The organism is Streptosporangium nondiastaticum, assembly GCF_003011965.1.
In the GTDB taxonomy this organism is placed as follows: domain Bacteria; phylum Actinomycetota; class Actinomycetes; order Streptomycetales; family Streptomycetaceae; genus Streptomyces; species Streptomyces nondiastaticus.
On the sequence record NZ_PXWG01000016.1, the window covers coordinates 1 to 19,806 of the forward strand.

15 protein-coding genes are annotated in these 19,806 nt (G+C 72.8%); 9 read left to right on the top strand and 6 right to left on the bottom strand.

Going from position 1 to position 19,806, the window contains the following annotated elements:
- Both B7P34_RS09660 and B7P34_RS37405 read left to right on the top strand, forming a co-directional pair.
- A partial coding sequence (locus B7P34_RS09660; RefSeq protein ID WP_189382629.1) for an XdhC family protein occupies positions 1–736 on the top strand: 736 nt, incomplete at its 5' end.
- 86 nt (positions 737–822) lie between these two features.
- Positions 823–2,718: a trypsin-like serine peptidase gene (locus B7P34_RS37405; RefSeq protein WP_189382631.1), complete on the top strand. Its 1,896-nt coding sequence runs from the start codon at positions 823–825 to the stop codon at positions 2,716–2,718.
- Positions 2,719–2,789: 71 nt separating this feature from the next.
- Here B7P34_RS37405 and B7P34_RS09670 read toward each other — a convergent pair whose 3' ends face one another.
- Positions 2,790–3,329, bottom strand: a complete 540-nt coding sequence (locus B7P34_RS09670; protein WP_106675420.1) for a GNAT family N-acetyltransferase — start codon at positions 3,327–3,329, stop codon at positions 2,790–2,792.
- A 15-nt stretch (positions 3,330–3,344) separates the two neighbouring features.
- Positions 3,345–4,622, bottom strand: a complete 1,278-nt coding sequence (locus B7P34_RS09675) for a hypothetical protein (protein ID WP_146166782.1) — start codon at positions 4,620–4,622, stop codon at positions 3,345–3,347.
- A 197-nt stretch (positions 4,623–4,819) separates the two neighbouring features.
- Between B7P34_RS09675 and B7P34_RS09680 the strand changes: the two genes are divergently transcribed.
- Entirely contained in the window at positions 4,820–5,209 is a 390-nt protein-coding gene (locus B7P34_RS09680) for a DUF6415 family natural product biosynthesis protein (protein ID WP_106675422.1), read from the top strand.
- Positions 5,210–5,218: 9 nt separating this feature from the next.
- Here B7P34_RS09680 and B7P34_RS09685 read toward each other — a convergent pair whose 3' ends face one another.
- Positions 5,219–6,217 carry an endonuclease/exonuclease/phosphatase family protein gene (locus tag B7P34_RS09685; RefSeq protein WP_106675423.1) on the bottom strand — a complete coding sequence of 333 codons (999 nt, stop codon included), beginning with the start codon at positions 6,215–6,217 and terminating at the stop codon, positions 5,219–5,221.
- Between the two features lie 524 nt (positions 6,218–6,741).
- Here B7P34_RS09685 and mgtA point away from each other — a divergent pair.
- Together mgtA and B7P34_RS09695 are read left to right on the top strand one after the other, a co-directional pair.
- Positions 6,742–9,528 (top strand): magnesium-translocating P-type ATPase, encoded by a 2,787-nt coding sequence (mgtA, locus tag B7P34_RS09690; RefSeq protein WP_106675424.1) that lies wholly within the window; start codon positions 6,742–6,744, stop codon positions 9,526–9,528.
- 35 nt (positions 9,529–9,563) lie between these two features.
- A complete protein-coding gene (locus tag B7P34_RS09695; RefSeq protein ID WP_223267685.1) occupies positions 9,564–10,358 on the top strand; it encodes an MgtC/SapB family protein in 795 nt (264 codons plus the stop codon).
- Between the two features lie 24 nt (positions 10,359–10,382).
- Here the strand turns inward: B7P34_RS09695 and B7P34_RS09700 are convergent, their stop codons facing one another.
- The gene (locus B7P34_RS09700) at positions 10,383–11,276 is read right to left on the bottom strand and encodes an NAD(P)-dependent oxidoreductase (protein ID WP_106675426.1); all 894 of its coding nucleotides are present in this window, start codon (positions 11,274–11,276) and stop codon (positions 10,383–10,385) included.
- Between the two features lie 511 nt (positions 11,277–11,787).
- On the opposite strand from B7P34_RS09700, the gene B7P34_RS09705 reads away from it, so the two are divergent.
- From B7P34_RS09705 to B7P34_RS09720, 4 genes are all read left to right on the top strand, one after another.
- Positions 11,788–12,006, top strand: coding sequence for a hypothetical protein (locus B7P34_RS09705; RefSeq protein WP_030367949.1), 219 nt, complete (start codon positions 11,788–11,790; stop codon positions 12,004–12,006).
- Positions 12,007–12,172: 166 nt separating this feature from the next.
- Positions 12,173–12,979, top strand: coding sequence for an HlyD family efflux transporter periplasmic adaptor subunit (locus tag B7P34_RS09710; protein WP_106675427.1), 807 nt, complete (start codon positions 12,173–12,175; stop codon positions 12,977–12,979).
- Positions 12,976–15,210: an NHLP family bacteriocin export ABC transporter peptidase/permease/ATPase subunit gene (locus B7P34_RS09715; protein WP_223267686.1), complete on the top strand. Its 2,235-nt coding sequence runs from the start codon at positions 12,976–12,978 to the stop codon at positions 15,208–15,210. Before B7P34_RS09710 ends, B7P34_RS09715 begins: the two co-directional genes overlap by 4 nt.
- Before the next feature lies 1 nt (position 15,211).
- Positions 15,212–18,121, top strand: coding sequence for an NHLP bacteriocin export ABC transporter permease/ATPase subunit (locus B7P34_RS09720; protein ID WP_106675428.1), 2,910 nt, complete (start codon positions 15,212–15,214; stop codon positions 18,119–18,121).
- 69 nt (positions 18,122–18,190) lie between these two features.
- Here B7P34_RS09720 and B7P34_RS09725 read toward each other — a convergent pair whose 3' ends face one another.
- Positions 18,191–18,469, bottom strand: coding sequence for a DUF2180 family protein (locus B7P34_RS09725; RefSeq protein ID WP_106675429.1), 279 nt, complete (start codon positions 18,467–18,469; stop codon positions 18,191–18,193).
- 139 nt (positions 18,470–18,608) lie between these two features.
- Positions 18,609–19,709: a LysR family transcriptional regulator gene (locus B7P34_RS09730; protein WP_353620239.1), complete on the bottom strand. Its 1,101-nt coding sequence runs from the start codon at positions 19,707–19,709 to the stop codon at positions 18,609–18,611.
- Between the last annotated feature and the right edge of the window lie 97 nt (positions 19,710–19,806).

The following is a 19,806-nucleotide window of genomic DNA, read 5'->3' on the forward strand; positions in this document are numbered from 1 at the left end:
CGGCGGCGGGGGTCCCGCCGGATCCGGGAAGGACGCCGGGACGGCCACGGGGCCCGGGCCGCTGGAGCGTGCGATCGCGGCCGAAGCCGCCGCCCTGCTGGCCGTCGGCCGGACCGGTTCCGTGTCGGTCGGCCTCGACGGGGCGCGCTGCGGCGACCCAGTGACGGTCCTCGTGGAGTCGTGCCTGCCGCCCCCGCGCATGATCGTCTTCGGGGCGGTGGACTTCGCCGCGGCGCTCGTACGGGCCGGCAAGTTCCTCGGCCACCACGTGACGGTGTGCGACGCGCGGCCCGTGTTCGCGACGCCGGGACGCTTCCCCGAAGCGGACGAGGTCGCCGTCGACTGGCCGCACCGCTACCTCGACGCCCAGGAGGCGGCGGGGGCGCTCGACGCCCGGACCGTCCTGTGCGTGCTGACCCACGACGCGAAGTTCGACGTGCCGCTGCTGACACGCGCCCTGCGGCTGCCCGTCGCCTACGTCGGCGCGATGGGCTCGCGCCGCACGCACGAGGCCCGGCTGGGGCGGCTGCGCGAGGCGGGCGTCGGCGAGCGCGCGCTGGGCCGGCTGCGCTCGCCGATCGGCCTCGACCTCGGGGCGCGGACCCCGGAGGAGACGGCCCTGTCCATCGCGGCGGAGATCGTCGCCGTCCGGCACGGAGGGACGGGCGCCCCGCTGACGGGTGCGCGCACGCCGATCCACCACGAGCCGCGGCGGGGGCTGGGGCCGGTGGCCTGACGCGCCGCTGTCAGGGGCCTCTGATAGAACATGAGTCGCATTTTTGAGCTGTTCATGTTCATGTCCCACCAGCACGATGAGGCCCTTTGTCTCCCTCGTCTCACTCCAGACGGATCTGGACCCTCGCCCTGGCCGTGGGTCTGACCACGTGCGGCACCGCCGCCACGGCGGTCGCCGCGCCTTCCCCGGCCGGACCGTCCCCCGCCCCCTCCGCGGCCGCCGCGGCCCGCTCCGCCGAGACGTACTGGACGGCCGAGCGCATGGCCGGGGCGAAGCCCCTCGACGCGGGCAAGGCCACGGCCGGCGCGGGGAAGACCCCGGCCGCCGGCAAGGCTCCGGCCCCGGCTCTGGTCGCGCCCCGTACGTCGGCGGCCTCGGGCCCGGCCCTGGTCGCGCCCCGTACGTCGGTCGCGTCGGTCGCCGCTCCGGCACCCGCCGGCACGCCCCAGGGCACGTACGGCGACGGCATACCCATGGTCGGCACGTTCTTCAGCAGCGACCCGACCGGGACCACGTACTGCACCGCGAGCGTCGTGCAGAGCCCCGGCCGCAACCTGGTCCTCACCGCCGGGCACTGCGCCCAGGGCCTCGCCGGGCGCACCCAGCAGATCTTCGTGCCGCAGTACCGCAAGGGCCTCGACGCGGCCCACCAGCCGTACGGCGTCTTCCCCGTCGAGCGGGTCTTCGGCGACCCGCGGTACACCCGCAACAGCACCGGCCCCGACTCCGACCTGGACGTCGGCTTCGCGCGCCTCGGCCCCAACTCCCGCGGCGAGCAGGCCGAGACCGTCACCGGCGGGCTCCGGCTGACCCCCACGCCCCGCTGGACGAGCACCGTCACCGTCGTCGGCTACCCCGGCTCGCACAACACCGACCAGCGGGCGCTCAGCTGCACCGTGCCGACCTCCCGGCTCTCCGGCCAGCACCAGCTCCAGATGAAGTGCGGCGGCTTCTACGGCGGCACGTCCGGCAGCCCGTGGATCGTGGGCTACGACGCCTCCGCCCGCACCGGCGACATCATCGGCAGCCTCGGCGGCTGGAACGGCGGCGGCACCCTCACCGGCGAGGACTGGATCAGCTACGCGCCCGTCTTCGGCAGCGAGGTCCGGGCCCTCTACCAGGACGCGATCGCCGACCGCACGCCCGTCCGCACGGCCTACCAGCGCCCCTCCGACAGCGCCCGCCTCCCCGGCGCCGCCTCCACCTGGACGCACGCCAAGCACCTCGTCTCCGCCGACTTCACCGGCGACGGGCGCGACGACCTCCTGACGATCTGGAGCGACGGCGAGGTCAGCCTCTACCCGGGCGACGGCCGCGGCGGCTTCGGCGCCGAGCAGCAGCTCGCGCGGTCCGACAGCTTCTGGAAGCGCGCCGTGACCGTCACGGCGGGCGAGTTCAGCGGCACCGGCAAGCCCGACCTCATGGTCCGCTGGGACACCGGCAAGCTCTCGTACTACGAGGACTTCCAGGCCGGCGGCTCCGGCCCCGAGTACACGCTCGGCGCGGGCGGCTCCTTCTGGAAGTACGCCTCCCAGATCACCGCCGGCCGTTACAACTCCACGGACAAGACGGCCGACCTGGCCGTGCGCTGGGTCGACGGCAGCCTCAGCGTGTACGCGGGCGCCGGCCCCTCCGGCCCCGGCACGGAGCGCCGCCTGATGGACGCCGGCTCGTACTGGAAGTACGCCACCGCCCTCAGCAGCCCCCGCCCGGCGGGCCAGGACCGCAGCACGCTCCTCGTCCGCTGGTCCGACGGCTCCCTCGGCTCGTACGCCACCACCGGCACGGACCTCGGCAAGGGAACCCGCCTCCAGGCCCCCGACCCGTCCTGGACGGACACCGCCATGACCACCGGCGACCTGAGCGGCTCGGGCCGCCCGGACGACCTCGTCGTCCGCTGGTCCGACGGCGAGACGTCCCTGTACGACGGGGTGGGCGGCGACGGACCGGGGGCGTGGACGCCGCTGGTGAACAACGGCTGAGACCCTTCAGCTTGCTGCTCGGCGGTTCGCGGCCCGGGGTCGCGGATCGCCGAGCGAGCCGGGCCGGCCGGTCAGATCCGCTTGACGAGCGACTCGAACACGGGGGAGTTGTCGAAGGGCTGGATATCGCCCAGCTTCTCCCAGCCCCACGCGTAGTAGGCGGAGCGGGCCGGGATGTTCTTCGGGTCGACCAGGATGGTCCCGAGCTCCTCAGCACGACTCGCGATCAGCCTGTCGTGCAGCAGACGGGCGATGCCCCGGCGGCGCCAAGCCGGCCGGACCATCAGCTCCGAGATCGCGAAGACCTTGCCCTGCCCGGTCAGACGGCGCACCTCTTCGGGGAGTTCCCCGCGGAAGCCGCCCCACCAGGACCCGGCGGGAGCGATGGCGAAGCCGAAGACGTACCCGACGAGTGCGCTGCCGTCCTCCGACGCCACCAGTTCGAAGCCCGGGCGCTGCACGTAGGCCGAGAGCCGGTCCAGGAAGGCCGGTCGTGAGCGGAAGGCGCCGTCCAGCTTCTCGGCGTAGGCCTCCTCGTAGACGTCGGCCAGCACCTCCCGCTCGCCGTCGGCTTCCTTTCCGCTCAGCCGGCGCAGCTTCAGGTCAGCCATGGCTCTCCTCTTCTCTCATGCCACGAGGGGCCGGGATTCCGTCAGGAAGTCCCGCACCGGAACGTCGTCCTTGTGCATGGCCACGCTGCTGCGGAACGCCGCGAGCCGGGCCGTGGTACGTGCCGAGGAGACATCCGCGATCAGCGGAAGCGCGCTCCGGGCCACCTCGCAGGCATCGTGGACATCGCCCTTCTGCACGTGCAACTCGGCCAGTACCACCGTGTACCAGGCCCGGTTGCGGCCGTACCTGTGGCTCATGGTCGCCAGCGTCCGCTCGGCCAGCCGCTGGGCCACGGCGGTTTCGCCGAGCTCGGCGTGGCACGTGGCGGCGAGCCCGTCCAGCTCCGCCAGCGAATAGAAGTCGATCCACGGAGGGTCTTCGTCCGAGGCGCCGTGGTCGAACGACCTGTACGCCCGCGCGAGCGCCGACCGGCACTCCTTGGAGTCCCCCAGCATGGCCCAGCCCCAGGCCTCGCGCAGCGTCAGGAGCGACATCAGCCGCGGCGGCACGTGGCGGGCGCTCACGCGCTGCCCCATCCTGGCCAGGTCCACGGCGTCACGAGGCATCCCGTTCCGCGCCGCGGCCATGGACATCTGTGCGTAGGCGTGGACTTCCACCTCGGGGTCTTCCGCCATGCGGGCCTGGTACAGCGACTGGTTGTAGTAGGCCCAGGCGTCCTCGACACGGCCGGCGTCATAGCTCAGCCACCCGGTGAGCACGGCCAAGTCGCCGTACACCGAGCGCAGTTTCCTGCCGGTCGACTCCGCATACCGGGCGGTGTTGATGAGCCGGTTGAGTGCCCCCAAGGCCCGGCGGGCGTCCACGCTGAGGTTGTCTCCGCCCATGCGTTCATCGAGCTGCTTGAGCTTGCGCACCGTCTGCCGGACGGTCCTCACCTCGGTCGATCCGATCTTCCGGGGCGTACCGCGCTCGGGGCAGAACCCCAGAGCCGCGAGCCCCGAGACGAAACTTCGCCGGTCCACTCCCTCCTCCTGGTCGTCGACCTGATCCGACGTGAAGACCGTACGCCGCACCGGGCTTCGCGGGGAAGAGAAGCCGAGGGCGAGGAGGCTCTCTCCGGTGAGCGCGGCCAGGATCCGCCGGTACACGGGGCGCGGGCAGCTCACATCACCGTCCTCCCACGTGGCGACTACGCGGGACGTGCATCCGGTGTTCTCGCCCATCCGTGCGCCCTGCTGGTTGACCAGGCGGGCGAACTCCGAGCGGCTCATATGGAACCGCTCCTCCCGGACAGCCCTGATCTTCGGGTTGGGCACCTTCTTACCGGCCATCCCCTCGCCCCCTGGCGTCGGTGACTGTTGCTCGCCGACCGTAGCGCCGACAGCCCGTCCTGGCGGTGCCGAACGGCCGACGAGATCTCCTGAGGCCGCGTAATTGCATCGGAGTTGCATCGCCGGGCCATCGAGCGTGCGCGCACGGCGCCCGTAGCGTCAGTGCCGCCTCAGCCACCCAGCACTCAGGGACTGCCATGCACACGAAGTCACCGGACGGCGACGTCAGCGCCTGCTCTCCTGCCGCGAGGCAGCCGGGCAGCCAGGAGATCGACGTGTCCCGGATCGGGCGCGACACCGAGCAGGCGTTCAACTGCCACGCCGTACTCCCCGCGCACCAGGACCTCGCCGTGCTGGAACAGCGACTGCGCGAGCACATCCGCCGCCTGACCCCCGTCGTCGAAGCGCAGGCCGCCGCCATGGACCCCGAGTGGGCCGGGCACGCCCTCCGCCGGTCCCTGCTCACCCGCGCGGAGCAGACGCTCGCGCAGGGGCCCGGCGACGGGCTGGTGTCCGCCGCGGAGCACGTGTGCGCGCTCGCGCGGGTGTGCCGGGCCCTGCTCGGTCACTGCTCCGGAAGCCCGTGACCCGGCCGCTCACCCGTGCAGCACCGCATCCACCACCAGCCCCCGGTGGTCCGTGCCCGCCAGGTCCAGGAAGCGGGCGTGGCGGGGTGCGAGGGCCGGGCTGAGGAGGACGTGGTCGATCTGGGCGCCCAGCGGGGGAGCGGTCAGGGACGGCCACGTGGGGGTGCGGGAGCGGCCCAGGGCGGCCGCGCTGTCGCGGACGCCCGTGTCCAGGACGGCCCGGAAGGCCGCGTGGTCCTGCGAGGCGTTGAAATCGCCCGCGATGACCGTGGGGGCCTCGCCGCGCGCCGCGGCCATGGCGCGGACGCGGCCCAGCTCCGTGCGCCACAGTTCCACCCCGCCCGCCACCGGCGGCATCGGGTGCACCACCTGGAACAGCAGCCGCGCTCCCGCCACCCGTACCAGCGCCCGGGGCATCGCCAGCGTCCCGGGCACGGACCCGTCCGGCTCCAGCGGGAACCGGCTGAGGAGCGCCGAGCCCTGCGCCCTGCCCCCGCCCACGACGATCCGGTACGGGTACGCGGCCCGCACCTGCGGGCGGTCCAGGGCCGGTGCGCACTCCTCCGGGGAGCACTCCTGCACCGAGACCAGGTCCGGCCGCTCGCGCCGCAGGGCCTCCAGCAGGGCCGGCGTGGCCTCGCCGAACTCCAGGTTCGCGGTCAGGATCCGCAGCCGGGCCACCTCCGGGCCGGTCGCCGCCGCGCCTCCCGCCGCGTACGGGGGCAGGAAGTACAGCGTCCCGAGCACCGCCGCCAGGCCCCACGCGCAGCCCGCCGCCCACCGCGTGCCCGCCGCGAGCACCAGCGCGGCCCCGGCGGGAGCGAGCAACCAGGGCAGGAACGCCAGCAGTTGGGGAACGGGCGTGACGCCGTCCACGTCGCAGGCGCGGCACAGCAGCGGCCCGCTGACCAGCGCCAGGAGCAGGCCCGCGGCCCAGCGGGCGGCCTTCCGGCGCACGCGCGGGGGCGGTCCGTCCGGGCCGGGCGGTGCCGGGATGGTCCCCTCCATGCTTTTGACCTTGGTATTACCTTCTGATTGCGGACGGCTTGACGTCATATGGCAAGCTAGACGCTGAAGGTGCCGCTCCGGCCGCATTTGGCGCGCTTTTCGCGCGGTGCCGCATCGTGTACGTACGAGCGAGGAGGTGATCGGGATGACCAGTCGGAGTCCCGAGGGAAGTCCTCGCCAGTGCGTATCCGCTCGCGCGGCGCTCTGATTCGCTGAGCACTCTGATTCGCTGAGCGGTCCGCCGAGCTGACCCATGGGGCCGTGCGCCCCGGCGCTGTGGCGAGCATTTCCCCCTTTTGCAGGCCTGTACCAGGCCTTTTCCCGGTCGCTGTCCGGGCTGTCCGCACCGCACCGTCGATTCCGGGCGTGCCCACGAGGCTTTCGCCTGCCCTGAGACAGCCGTAGCGACTCCATAGCGCCACCGAATAGCACCACCGACTTTTCCGTGCCCACGGCCCGGCCGCGCCGCCATGCCGCCATGCCGCTGCGCCGTCGCGCCGCCGTGCCCGGAGAGAGGTTCCGCCATGACCAACACCACCCTCACCCCCGGCAAGCTCGCCCCGCCGGGCCGCACCCGCCGCGAGCGCAAGGCCGCCGAGCTGGAGGCCCGTACGCGTGCCGCCGGCGACCGGCTGGCCCGGATCAGCGGCTGGCCGGCCGCGCAGGTCCTGCAGGACTCCCGCGCCACCCCGCACGGCCTGCGCCAGGACGACGCCGAGCTGCGGCTCGCCCGCGGCGGTGCGAACGTCGTCGCGCACGACACCGGCCCCCGCTGGTACGCGCAGCTCGCGAAGGCCTTCTGGAACCCGTTCATCGGCATCCTGGTCGCCCTCCTGGCGGTCATGTACGTGCAGTGGCTGCAGGCCGCCGATGAGGAGCCCTTCGACCCCAAGATCCCCATCATCGGAGCGATGGTGCTGGTCAGCGGCCTGCTGCGGTTCTGGCAGGAGCACCGCTCGGCGGGTGCCGCGGCCGCCCTGCGCGCCCTCGTGACCACGACCACCGCCGTCCAGCGCCGCGCCGACCGCAACGCGGCGCCGGCCACCGTCGAGATCCCCATGGACCGGGTCGTCGTGGGCGACATCGTCCGCCTCGCCGCGGGCGACCTCGCCCCGGCGGACCTGCGGCTGCTCACCGCCAAGGACCTGATGGTCAGTCAAGCTGCGCTGTCGGGCGAGTCGCTGCCCGTGGCCAAGGCCGACACCCGCACCCACGACTACGGCCAGTCGACGACCACGGACCCCGTAGAGGCCGACAACCTCTGCCTCATGGGCACCTCGGTGACCTCCGGCACGGCCACCGGCGTCGTCGTGGCCACCGGCGCGGACACCTACTTCGGTTCGATGGCGGGCTCGCTCGTGGGCGAGCGCCCGGAGACCAGCTTCGACGCGGGCGTGAAGAAGGTCAGCTTCCTGCTGATCCGGTTCATGCTCGTCATGGTGCCGCTCGTGTTCGCCGTCAACGGCTTCACCAAGGGCGACTGGGACGAGGCGTTCATGTTCGCCGTGGCCGTGGCCGTCGGCCTCACGCCCGAGATGCTGCCGATGGTCGTCACCACGAACCTCGCGCGCGGCGCCGTCGCCATGGCGAAGCGCAAGGTCGTCGTCAAGCGGCTCAACGCCATCCAGAACCTGGGCGCCATGGACGTGCTCTGCACGGACAAGACCGGCACGCTCACCGAGGACCGGATCGTCCTCGACCGCTACCTCGACGCGCACGGCCGGGAGGACACCGAGGTCCTCGAATACGCCTACCTCAACAGCCACTTCCAGACGGGGCTGCGCAACCTCATGGACCGGGCGGTCATCGACCGCGTGGCCGAGGCCGAGGAGGTTGTCGTCGACGCCCGCTTCACCAAGGTCGACGAGATCCCCTTCGACTTCGCCCGCCGCCGGATGTCGGTGGTCCTGAGCCGTAACGAGGTCGCCCGCAACGACGCCGGCGACACCGCCGCCACCACCGAGCACGTCCTCATCACCAAGGGCGCCGTCGAGGAAGTCCTCGCCCTGTGCACCCACATGACCGACAACGGCCGCCGCGTCCCGCTCGACGCCGCGCTGCGCCGCCGCGTGACCCGCACCGCCGAGGACAACAACCGGCAGGGCCTGCGCGTGCTGGCCGTCGCGACCCGCACCTTCCCCGCCGGCCTCCCCCATAGCCTGAACGGCATGGGCGGTACCCCCATCGCCTACACGGTCGCGGACGAGGACGGCCTGACCCTCGTCGGCTTCCTCGCCTTCCTCGACCCGCCGAAGGCGGACGCCGCGGCGGCCCTGCGGGCCCTCGCCGACAAGGGCGTGGCCGTCAAGGTCGTCACCGGCGACAACGAGCTCGTCGCGGCGCGCGTCTGCGCCGACGTCGGCATCGACGTGGGGGCCGTGGTCACCGGCGCCGAGGTCGACGCCCTGGACGACGGGGAGCTGCGCACCCTGGTCCGTGCCACCACGGTCTTCGCCAAGACCAACCCGGTCCAGAAGGCCCGCATCGTCCGGGCGCTCCGGGCCGAGGGGCACACGGTCGGCTTCCTGGGCGACGGCATCAACGACGCCGCCGCGCTGCGCGACGCCGACGTCGGCGTCTCCGTCGACACGGCCGTCGACATCGCCAAGGAGTCGGCCGACATCATCCTGCTGGAGAAGGACCTGATGGTCCTGGAGCAGGGCGTCGAGCAGGGCCGCACCACCTTCGGCAACACCATCAAGTACATCAAGATGACGGCGAGCTCGAACTTCGGGAACGTCTTCTCGGTCCTGGTGGCCAGCGCCTTCATCCCCTTCCAGCCGATGCTGGCGATCCACCTGCTGGTGCAGAACCTCGCCTACGACGTCTCGCAGCTCGCCACGCCCTGGGACCGGATGGACCCGGAGTACCTGCGGGGGCCGCGCACGTGGGACGCCAAGGGCATCGCCCGGTTCATGCTCTTCATCGGGCCGATCAGCTCGGTCTTCGACATCACCACCTTCCTCGTGCTGTGGAACGTGTTCGGGGCGGACAGCGACGCGAGCCAGACGCTGTTCCAGTCCGGGTGGTTCGTCGAGGGGCTGCTCTCCCAGACCCTCATCGTCCACATGATCCGCACCCGCAAGGTGCCGTTCATCGGCTCCCGGGCCTCGGCGCCGGTGATGGTGATGACCGCCGTGGTGATGGCGTTCGGCCTCCTCCTGCCGTTCTCGCCGCTGGCGCCGGCGCTGTCGATGGAGGCGCTGCCGATGAGCTACTTCCCGTGGCTGATCGCGATCCTGCTCGCGTACTGCGCCCTGACCCAGGCGGTGAAGACCTGGTACATCCGGCGATTCAACACCTGGCTGTGACCGGCCGATAGGGATACCGACGAGGAAGGTGGATCATGGTTGTGGTCAACGAGTGGCACATGGCGGGCAACATCGCGGCCGGCCTGGGCTTCGGTGCGGTCATCGGGCTGGAGCGGCAGTGGCGGGCCCGGATGGCGGGTCTGCGCACCAACGCGCTGGTCGCGGCCGGATCCGCCCTCTTCGTCCTGCTCTCGCAGTACGGTTTCGCCGCCGCGACGAGCACCACGGGCTACGACGGCTCCCGCGTCGCCGCGCAGATCGTCTCCGGCATCGGCTTCCTCGGCGCGGGCGTCATCATGCGGGACGGGCTGAGCGTGCGCGGCCTCAACACCGCGGCCACCCTGTGGTGCTCGGCCGCCGTCGGCGCCCTCGCCGGGACCGGGCTGTACGTGGTGGCCGGGCTCGGCACCGTGGGCGTCGTCGGCGCCAACACCCTCCTGCGGCCGCTGGCCCGCGGCCTCGACCGGGGCCCGCACGGCGGCGCGGAGGTGGCCACCGACTACCACTTCGAGGTCGTGTGCACCGAGCCCGAAGAGGCCCACGTCCGCACCCTCGTCGTCCAGGCCGTCGCCCGCCCCGGCTTCCGCCTGCGCTCGGTCTACAGCGCGGACGCCGAGGCCCCCGGCAAGGTCACCGTCTCGGCCGACCTCACCACGGAACGCCGCGACGACAGCCTGCTGGAGGAGGCCGTCAGCCGCCTGTCCCTCGAACCCGCCGTCTCCGCCGTCAGCTGGACGGTGCTGCAGGGCCCCGACGACGAGTCCGACGACGACTACACGGCCGAGCGCCGCAGCCGCCGCCGGGTCAGGGACTTCTTCACGGGGCGGTGAGCCCGGGCCGGCCGAGGACCACGGTCAGGCCGGAGCACCGGGCCGGCCGAGGACCTCGGTCAGGCGGGAGTAGCCGTCGGCGCCGTGGCCCTCCTCGACGGCGCGGCGGGCGGTGGCCCGGGCGGCCCTGAGGAGGGCGGCGTCGATCCCGTGGTGCTCGGCCGCCTCGATGACGTGGTCCATGCCGGCCGCGGCCGAGGCGATGCTGGAGACGTGGCCGGGGTAGGCGCCCGCGTCGACCTGCTCCGCGTAGTCGGACATCGTGCCGGCCAGCAGGTCGCCGATGCCGCGGGCGAACGGCGCCAGGTCCTTCGCCGCGATGTCCTCCGCCTTGGCGAGGGCGAAGGCGTGGGCGACGCCGCTCATCGCCGTCCAGAAGATGTCGAGCAGCGCCACGTCGTGGGCGGCGGCCCGGCCGGGGTCGGTGCCGAGGTGCACGCCGCTGCCGCCCAGGGCCGCCAGGGCGGGCCGGTGGTCGGCGTAGAGGGCCTCGGGGCCGCTGTAGAGCACGACGGCGGAGGGTCCGCCGATGCTGTAGGCCGGGGTCATGATCGCGCCGTCGAGGTAGCCGATGCCGTGCCCGGCGGCCCACGCGGCCGTCTCGCGCGCCTTCGCGGGGGTGTCGGCGGTGAGGTTCACCAGGGTCCGGCCCCGGAGGGCGTCCGCCGCCGGGCCGAGGATCGCGTGGACGGCGTCGTAGTCGATGACGCAGGCGACGACCAGGGGAGAGGCGGCGACGGCCTCGGCGGCTGTCGGGGCGAGCACGGCGCCCTGCTCCACCAGCCCGGTGGCCTTGCCGGCCGAGCGGTTCCAGACGGTCGTGGGGTGACCCGCCTTCAGGAAGGCGCCGGCCAGGGCCTGGCCCATGGGGCCCAGGCCTATGACGGTGACGGGTGTGCGTGCAGGGGTGCCGGTCATCGCGGTTCCGTTCGTTCGGGGTGGTCCTCACGAGCGTCGTCCGCGGACCGGGAGGTCCTCAAGTACGCACTTGGAAGTAAGTGGTTACCTGCAGGTCATCGCAGTCCGTGCCGTGTGCGTCACCCACCGTCGTTTCGGCAAATCTCCACAACCTCCGGGTACCCGCGGTAGCCCCTCCATGCGGCACCTCGATATGCCGGTTATGCCCGACGCGCTTGGTGGGCGTGTGTCCATTTATGTTCCGCGAGGATCTTGGTGCCCTTGTATCTGTTACTCGATCTTGTGAAGAACTTGTGATGATCCCGCGAAGGAATGAGAAAGCCGGCTCTTGTGAAAGGCGCCGGAGCGGCAACACGGTTGGCCCCACCACCCGTTCCCGTGCTTATATCTGCGGCACCGCGGCGGTTCTTTGAACGGTGGCCGGTGACGGCCGTGCCGGCGCGGAATGCCTGGGCGGCAATGCCGACGTGGCAATTGAGAAACATTCAGACGAACGAAGGGTGCGCACATCATGCGTGACAACCTCGAGACCCGTGAGATCGCCGACGCCGAGCTGGACGCCGTCTCCGGCGGTGTGAGCATTTCCGGTGGCCTGCTCGGCGCCGTGACCGGCGACGTTCACAACGTCCTCGGCACCGTGACCTCGCTGAACACCGTTCAGGCCGTCCCGGGCGTGGCCGGTCAGGTCGAGGGCATCGTCGGCGTGCACGCCGGCATCGCCGGTCTCTGAGGACCTCTGAGAATCTCCGAGATCCTCTGAGAATCTCCGACAACCTCTGAGAAATACGCCGCCTGTGAATCCCGGAACTCCTCCCCTGTTCCGGGGTTCACGGCTGCCCGCATTTCCGCGGCAGCTTTAGGTACTCGTTTCACGAGTGCAGTCGAAGGAATAGTCCGTGCAGTTCCGCCAGCAGGCGCTTTCCAAGCTGCAATCACCCGAAGAACTCGATCTGCCGGTACGGTTCGCGCGCCCGCAGGGGCGGCTCGTGCTGGCCGTCACCCTTGCCGTCGTCACCGCCGCGGCTTTCTGGGCGTTCACCGGTTCCGTGACGTCCAGGCTGACCGCGCCGGGCATGCTCACCCGCGCCGAGGGCAGTTATCTGCTGCAGAGCCCGTACGCGGGCCAGGTCACCGGAGTCCTCGCCCGGGAGGGCCAGCTGCTGGCCCCGGGCGCGCCCCTGCTGCGCGTCAGCACGGAGCGGGGCGAGCGGACCGTCAGCGTCGTGGCCGGGGGACGGGTGACGTCCCTGGTCGCCAGGACGGGCGCGGTCGTGACCACCGGCGCGGACGTGGCGACCGTGGAACGGGTGACGAACCCGGACGACCCGCTGGTGGCCATGCTGTACGTGCCGGGAGACAGCGGCGGCACGATCCCCGTGGGCGCCTCCGTCGACCTCAGCGTCGAATCCGTCCCCCGGGAGAAGTTCGGCGTGCTGCGCGGCCGCGTCCAGGCCGTCGGCCGGGCGCCCCAGTCCACGGCGCAGATCGCCGGCTTCCTCGGCGACAACAGGCTCGCCGACCGGTTCACCCGGCAGGGCAACCCCGTGGCCGTCCTCGTACGGCTGGAGCGCTCGTCCGCCACCGCGTCCGGCTACCGCTGGTCCGTCGCGAGCGGACCCCCGTACGCCGTCGACTCCCCGGCACCCGTCACCGGCGCCGTCCGCCTCGCCGACCAGCGGCCCGTCGACTGGCTGCTGCCGTGACCGCCGCGCGCCGCCGCCGGGCCGCGCCCGCACCCGCCGCCGGCCGCCGGAACGCCGCACGCGCCTCCAAGACGGCGCGCACGCCCAGGACCGTGCGCACCCCCACCGTCCTGCAGATGGAGGCCGTCGAGTGCGGCGCCGCCGCGCTCGCCATGGTGCTCGGCCACCACGGCCGCTTCGTCCCCCTCGAAGAGCTCCGCATCGCCTGCGGCGTCTCCCGCGACGGCTCCCGCGCCAGCAACCTCCTCAAGGCCGCCCGCAGCTACGGGCTGACGGCCAAGGGCATGCAGATGGACCTGGCCGCCCTCGCCGGGGTGCGCGCCCCGGCCGTGCTGTTCTGGGAGTTCAACCACTACGTCGTCTACGACGGCACGGGCCGCAGGTTCGGCCGCCGGGGCGTCTACGTCAATGACCCCGCCAAGGGCCGCCGGTTCGTCCCGATGGAGGAGTTCGACTCCGCCTTCACCGGCGTCGTCCTCACCTTCGAGCCCGGCCCGGACTTCCGCCGCGCCGGCCGCCGTCCCGGCGTCATGGGCGCGATGCCCTCCCGGCTGCGCGGCACGTCCGGCACCATGCTCGCCGCTGTCCTCTCCAGCCTCCTGCTGGTGGTCGTCGGGGCGGCCGTGCCCGCGCTCAGCCGCACGTACATCGACACGTTCCTGATCGGCGGCCGGACGTCGCTGCTGGGCGTGCTCTTCGCGTCGATGGCGACCGCCCTCGCGCTCACCGCCACGCTCACCGCACTGCAGCAGGCCAACCTGCTCCGCGGCCGCATCATCTCCTCCACCCTGGGCAGCGCCCACTTCCTGCGCCACCTGCTCAGGCTCCCGGTCACCTTTTACGCCCAGCGCAACCCGGCCGACCTGGTCCAGCGGCTGCGCTCCAACGACGCGGTCGCCGAGACCCTGGCACGCGACCTCGCCGCCGCGGGAGTCGACGCGGTCGTCGTCGTCCTCTACGCCGTGCTGCTGTGGACGTACGACCCGCAGCTCACCGTCGTCGGCATCGGCATCGCGCTGCTCAACGCCGTCGCCCTGCGCGTCGTGGTCCGCGTGCGGGCCACCGGCACCCAGAAGCTGCGCGCCGAGAGCGCCCGGCTCACCAACACCTCCTACAGCGGCCTGCAGCTCATCGAGACGATGAAGGCCACCGGTGGCGAGAACGGCTTCTTCCGCCGCTGGGCGGGCCGGCACGCCGTCACCCTCGACGTCCAGCAGCAACTCGGCGTGCCCAGCGCCTGGCTGGCCGTCGCCGCACCCGCCCTCGCCGCCCTCAACAGCGCGCTGATCCTCGCCATCGGCGGCCTGCGGGCCGTCGAGGGACACCTCTCCGTCGGCCTCCTCGTCGCCTTCCAGGCCCTCGTCACCGGCTTCACCGCACCGATCACCCGGCTCAACGGCGTGGCCGGCCGCATCCAGGACTTCGCCGCCGACGTCGCCCGCCTCAAGGACGTCGAGAACTTCCCCGTCGACCCGGTCCACGCGCGCCGCGACGGCGCCGCCACCCGCCGCCTCAAGGGCCACGTGGAGCTCGACGGCATCACCTTCGGCTACAGCCCCCTCGACGCCCCGCTGCTCAAGGACTTCTCGCTCTCCGCCGGCCCCGGGCAGCAGATCGCCCTCGTCGGCGGCTCCGGCAGCGGCAAGTCCACCGTCTCCCGGCTCATATCCGGCCTCTACGCCCCCTGGGAGGGCACCGTCCGCATCGACGGGATGCGCCTGGAGGACATCCCGCGCGGCGCGCTCGCCGCCTCCGTCTCCTTCGTCGACCAGGACGTCTTCCTCTTCGAGGGCACCGTCCGCGACAACGTCGCCCTGTGGGACCCCTCCGTCCCCGACGACGCCGTGGTCGCCGCCCTGAAGGACGCCGCCGTGTACGACGTGGTCGCCCGCCGCCCCGGCGGCATCCACAGCCGCGTCGAGCAGGACGGCCGCAACTTCTCCGGCGGCCAGCGCCAGCGCCTGGAGATCGCCCGCGCGCTGGTGCGCCGCCCCAGCGTCCTGGTCCTCGACGAGGTGACCAGCGCCCTCGACGCCGTCACCGAGCAGACCGTCATGGACAACCTGCGCCGCCGCGGCTGCGCCTGCGTCGTCATCGCCCACCGGCTGAGCACCGTGCGCGACAGCGACGAGATCCTCGTCCTCGACCGCGGCACGGTCGTCGAACGCGGGCGCCACGAGCACCTGGCCGCGGCGGGAGGCCCGTACGCCGAACTGGTCAGGGAGCACTGACGTGACCACCCCGTACCCCGTCTCCACCGTCACCGACCCGGTCGTGGCGGCCCTCGGCGCGCTCGGCACGGCCGTCGACTGCACGGGCCTGCGCAGCCTGGACCTGGAGGGCCCGCTCGTCCTGTGGCTCGTCGTGGACGGCGAGCTGGACCTGTTCGCCGTCGACGCCGCCCGGGCCGGGCACTGGCACTTCCTCGGCCGGCTTGCCCCGGGCACCCTGCTCCTCGGCCCGGCCGACGGCCCCGAGCACACCCTGCTCGGCCGGCCCCTGCAGGGCTGCGCGCTGCGCCGCATCGACCTGCACGAGCTGCACCGGCAGGAGCACGCGGGCACCTGGCACGGCGACACCTGGCAGCAGGACGACTCCTGGCAGTACGCGGACTCCTGGCGGCAGGATGACTCCTGGCAGTACGGCGAAGCGTGGCAGAACGCCGCCCCCGGCGCGGCGCTCGGCCCGCTGGAGAACGCCTTCGCCCTCGGCATCGGCCGCGGGCTGCGCGTCCTCTACCAGGCGCCCCTGGAGAACCGCGCGGCCCAGGGCCCGGGCGGGGCCGACGAGGACGTCCTGTGGATGCAGATCACCCCCGGCAGCGTGCAGTACGGCGCTCCGTACGAGGGCTGCACCGCCGGGAGCCTGCTCGTCGACCCGGCGATGTGGCAGGGCATGGTCGACCAGCAGTACCGGCTGCTGTACGCCCTCGACCGCTGGATCGAGCAGGCCGAGCGCGCCCACGAGGACCGCGCGACCGCCGGCATCGAGGCCGGTGAGGCCGCCCGCACCCGCGCGGACCAGGCGCTCCTGGCCTCCATCGGCCGCCCGGGCCGGGCACGGCGCCGCGGCGCGGAGGACGACGACGCGACGTTCGCCGCGTGCCGCCTGGTCGCCGAAGAGGCCCGCATCGCCCTGACCGAGCCGACCGGTCCGGGCCCGGCCGACGACCGGACGGACCCCGTCGAACGGATCGCGCTCGCCTCGCGCATCCGCACCCGCACCGTCGCGCTCAGCGGCCGCTGGTGGCGCGACAACAGCGGCCCCCTGATCGGCCGGCGGGCGGACGACGGGGCGCCCGTCGCGCTCCTGTGGCGGCGCGGACGCTACGAGGCCGTCGACCCCGCCACCGGCAGGCGCGAGCGCATCGGCAAGGACGGCGAGGACGCGTACGAACCGCGCGCCGTCATGCTCTACCGCCCCCTGCCCCCCGGGAAGCCGCGCCTGCTGCCCCTGCTGCGCTTCACCCTGCGCGGCACCGGTCAGGAGCTGCGCAGCCTCGCGCTGGGCGGGCTCGTCACGGTCGCCCTGGGCGCGCTCGTGCCCGTCGCCACCGGCAAGGTCCTCGGCCGGTACGTGCCCGAGGCCGAGAGCGGCCTCATCGTGCAGACGGCCGTGGCGCTCGTGGCCACGAGCGTCGTCTCGGCCGTCTTCATGCTGCTGCAGAACATCGCGATCCTGCGCCTGGAGGGCCGCATCGAGGCCACCCTGCAGCCCGCCGTGTGGGACCGGCTGCTGCGGCTGCCGGCGAAGTTCTTCACCGGCCGCTCCACGGGCGAACTGGCGGGCGCGGCCATGGGAGTCAGCGCCGTCCGCCGCGTCCTGTCCGGCACCGCCCCCGTGGTGCTGCAGGCGGGCACCGTCGGCGCCGTGAACCTGGTCCTGCTGCTCGTCTACAGCGTGCCCCTCGCCATGGCCGCGCTCGCCCTGCTGCTCGGCATCGCCGCGGTGTTCCTGGGCCTCGGGCTGTGGCAGCTGCGCTACCAGCGGCAGCTGGTCAGGCTCGGCAACAAGCTCGACAACCAGGCGTTCCAGACCCTGCGCGGGCTGCCCAAGCTGCGCGTCGCGGCGGCCGAGAGCTTCGCCTACGCCGCCTGGGCCCGGGAGTTCGCCCGCACGCGCGAACTGCAGCGGCGCATCGGCCGCATCAAGAACGTCGTCACCGTGCTCAACGCCGTCGCCCTGCCGCTGTGCACGCTCGTGATGTTCATGCTGCTGGCCGGGCCCGCCCGGGGCAGCATGTCCGCCGGCGACTTCCTCACCTTCAGCACCGCCGTGACGATGCTGCTGTCCTCCGTCACCCAGCTCACCGGCGCGCTCCTCTCGGCCGCCGCCGTGCAGCCGATGTTCGAACAGATCAAGCCGGTCCTGGAGGCCGCCCCGGAGGTGCGCGGCTCCGACGTCCAGCCGGGCGAACTCGGCGGCGCCGTCGAGGCCGCGGGCCTGTCCTACCGGTACGCCGACGACGGGCCGCTCGTCCTGGACGACGTGTCGTTCGCCGTGCGGCCGGGGGAGTTCGTCGCGGTCGTCGGAGCCAGCGGCTGCGGCAAGTCGACCCTGCTGCGCCTGCTCATCGGCTTCGACAAGCCGGCCTCCGGCAGCGTGCTCTACGACGGCCAGGACCTCGCGGCGCTCGACCAGGCGGCCGTCCGCCGGCAGTGCGGCGTCGTCCTGCAGAACGCCCAGCCGTTCTCCGGCTCCATCCTCGACTGCATCTGCGGCGCCGGGACCTTCACCCTGGAGGAGGCGTGGGAGGCCGCCGCCATGGCGGGCCTGGCCGAGGACATCAAGGCCATGCCCATGGGCATGCACACCATGCTGTCCGACGGCGGCGGCACCGTCTCCGGCGGCCAGCGCCAGCGGCTGATGATCGCCCAGGCCCTCGTCCGCAAGCCGCGCGTCCTCTTCCTGGACGAGGCCACCAGCGCGCTGGACAACGAGGCCCAGCGCGTGGTCATCGAGTCCACCCGCGCCCTGCGCGCCACCCGCATCGTGATCGCCCACCGGCTGTCCACCGTCATGGACGCCGACCGGGTGATCGTCATGACGGAGGGCCGGGTCGTGCAGCAGGGCCCGCCCGCCGCACTGCTCGCCGACACGGACGGGCTCTTCCACGACCTGGTCCGCCGCCAGATGAGGTGAACCGCCGGGTGAGGTGAAGCGCGCCGGCACCAGGTGAACCGCCCCGGCACCAGGCGATCCGGCGGCGGATCAGGTGACCGGGCTGCGCCGGGCCGTCCGTTCCGTCCGCTCCGCCCGCTCCGCCGACGGGGAGGGCAGGGCGACGCCCTGGGCGGCGGCGTGGCAGGTGGCGCACAGCACCTGCCGGGCCGGGGCGGGGCTGTGGGAGACACCCGTGCCGTTCACCCGGTGGACCACCGGGCGGGTGATGCGCAAGTGGCCCGGGCAGAGGCCGGAGTTGCAGCCGTGGCACACGGCGACGGCGGCGGTGTCCGCGCCTTCGGAGGCGTGGCAGTCGTAGCAGTTCATGCGGGTTCCCTTCGGGTCGGGGCGTGGCGGGCTGCTGCCCCGGACAGCGGGCTGCTGCACCAGAAGCGGGCTACTGCGTCACAAGGGCGGGTTGCTGCACCGGGTCGCAAGCGGGCTACGGCACGGGGTCACCAGCGGGCTACGGCACCAGGCAGCCGCATTCCGCTTCCATGCCGCCGGGTTGGCCGACCTCGCAGCACGCCGCGACGAACCGCGCCGCCAGGCCGGGGTCCTGGTCCTCGCGCCAGACCACGGCGACGTCCGTCCGCGGCCCGGGCACACCCAGCGGGCGCAAGCGCACGTCCAGGCTGAGGCTCATCCATTCGGCGATGTCGCGGTCCATGTACGACACGCCCGCGCCGGAGGCCACGGCAGCCGCCACGTTGATGTAGTCGGGCTCCTCCCACGCGACGTACGGGGACAGCCCCCGCGGGGACCGCTCCTGCCGGACGATGGTGAGGATCTTGTCGTGGAGCCCGGGGGCGTGCGTGCGCGGCCACATGATGAGCGGCAGGTCTCCGGCGCTCCGGTCCTCCGCCGTGCGGCCGGACGCGCCGTCGCCCGGGAGGCCGTCGCCCGGAAGGCCCTCGCCCGGGAGGAGTTCGACCAGCTCCACCTCTCCCACCACGGCCATCCGCAGGTCGTCCGCCTCGATGGGCGGTCTGACGAACGCGAAGTCGACCCGCCCGGCGCGCACTTGCTCGATGTTCCGCTCCGACCAGCCGGACTCGACGGAGACCGGGACGGCGTCGCGCGCGCGGAACTCCGCGACCATCTCCCGCTGGCGCAGGGCGTGTCCGGAGCGGCTGAACGCGACCCGCACCGGCCGGCCGGGGCCCGCTGCCGCCTCCTTGATCCGGGCCTTGATCGAGTACGTCCGCTGCAAGAGCTGCGGCGCCTCCTCCTGCAGGGCCCGGCCCGGCGGGGTCAGCGACATCCGGCGGCTGCCGCGGCTCAGCAACTGGGCCCCCAGCTCCTTTTCCAGCACCTTCAGCTGGTGCGAGAGGGTGGGCTGGCTCACCCCGCAACGCTGTGCCGCTCTTCCCAGATGGAGTTCGTCGGCCACGACGACGAAGTACTCCAGACGACGCAATAGACCGGAGAGGCTGAGTAAAGGCTCCTGGTCTCCCCGCACGTGTGACCTCCCGCCAGGGTTATTCCCATTACGAAAGTTTACTTTCCGGGTGCTTCGCGAGTGTAGCAACCTTAGACGAAGTCCAGTCAACGCCTCAGCAGGCACTTCGTCCGCCGGACACCCTCTCGGCCGACGGGCCGTCAAATAAAAGGCGGGCCATCCGGTTTGTGATCCGCGCCACGTCAAGGGGGGTATGGATCCC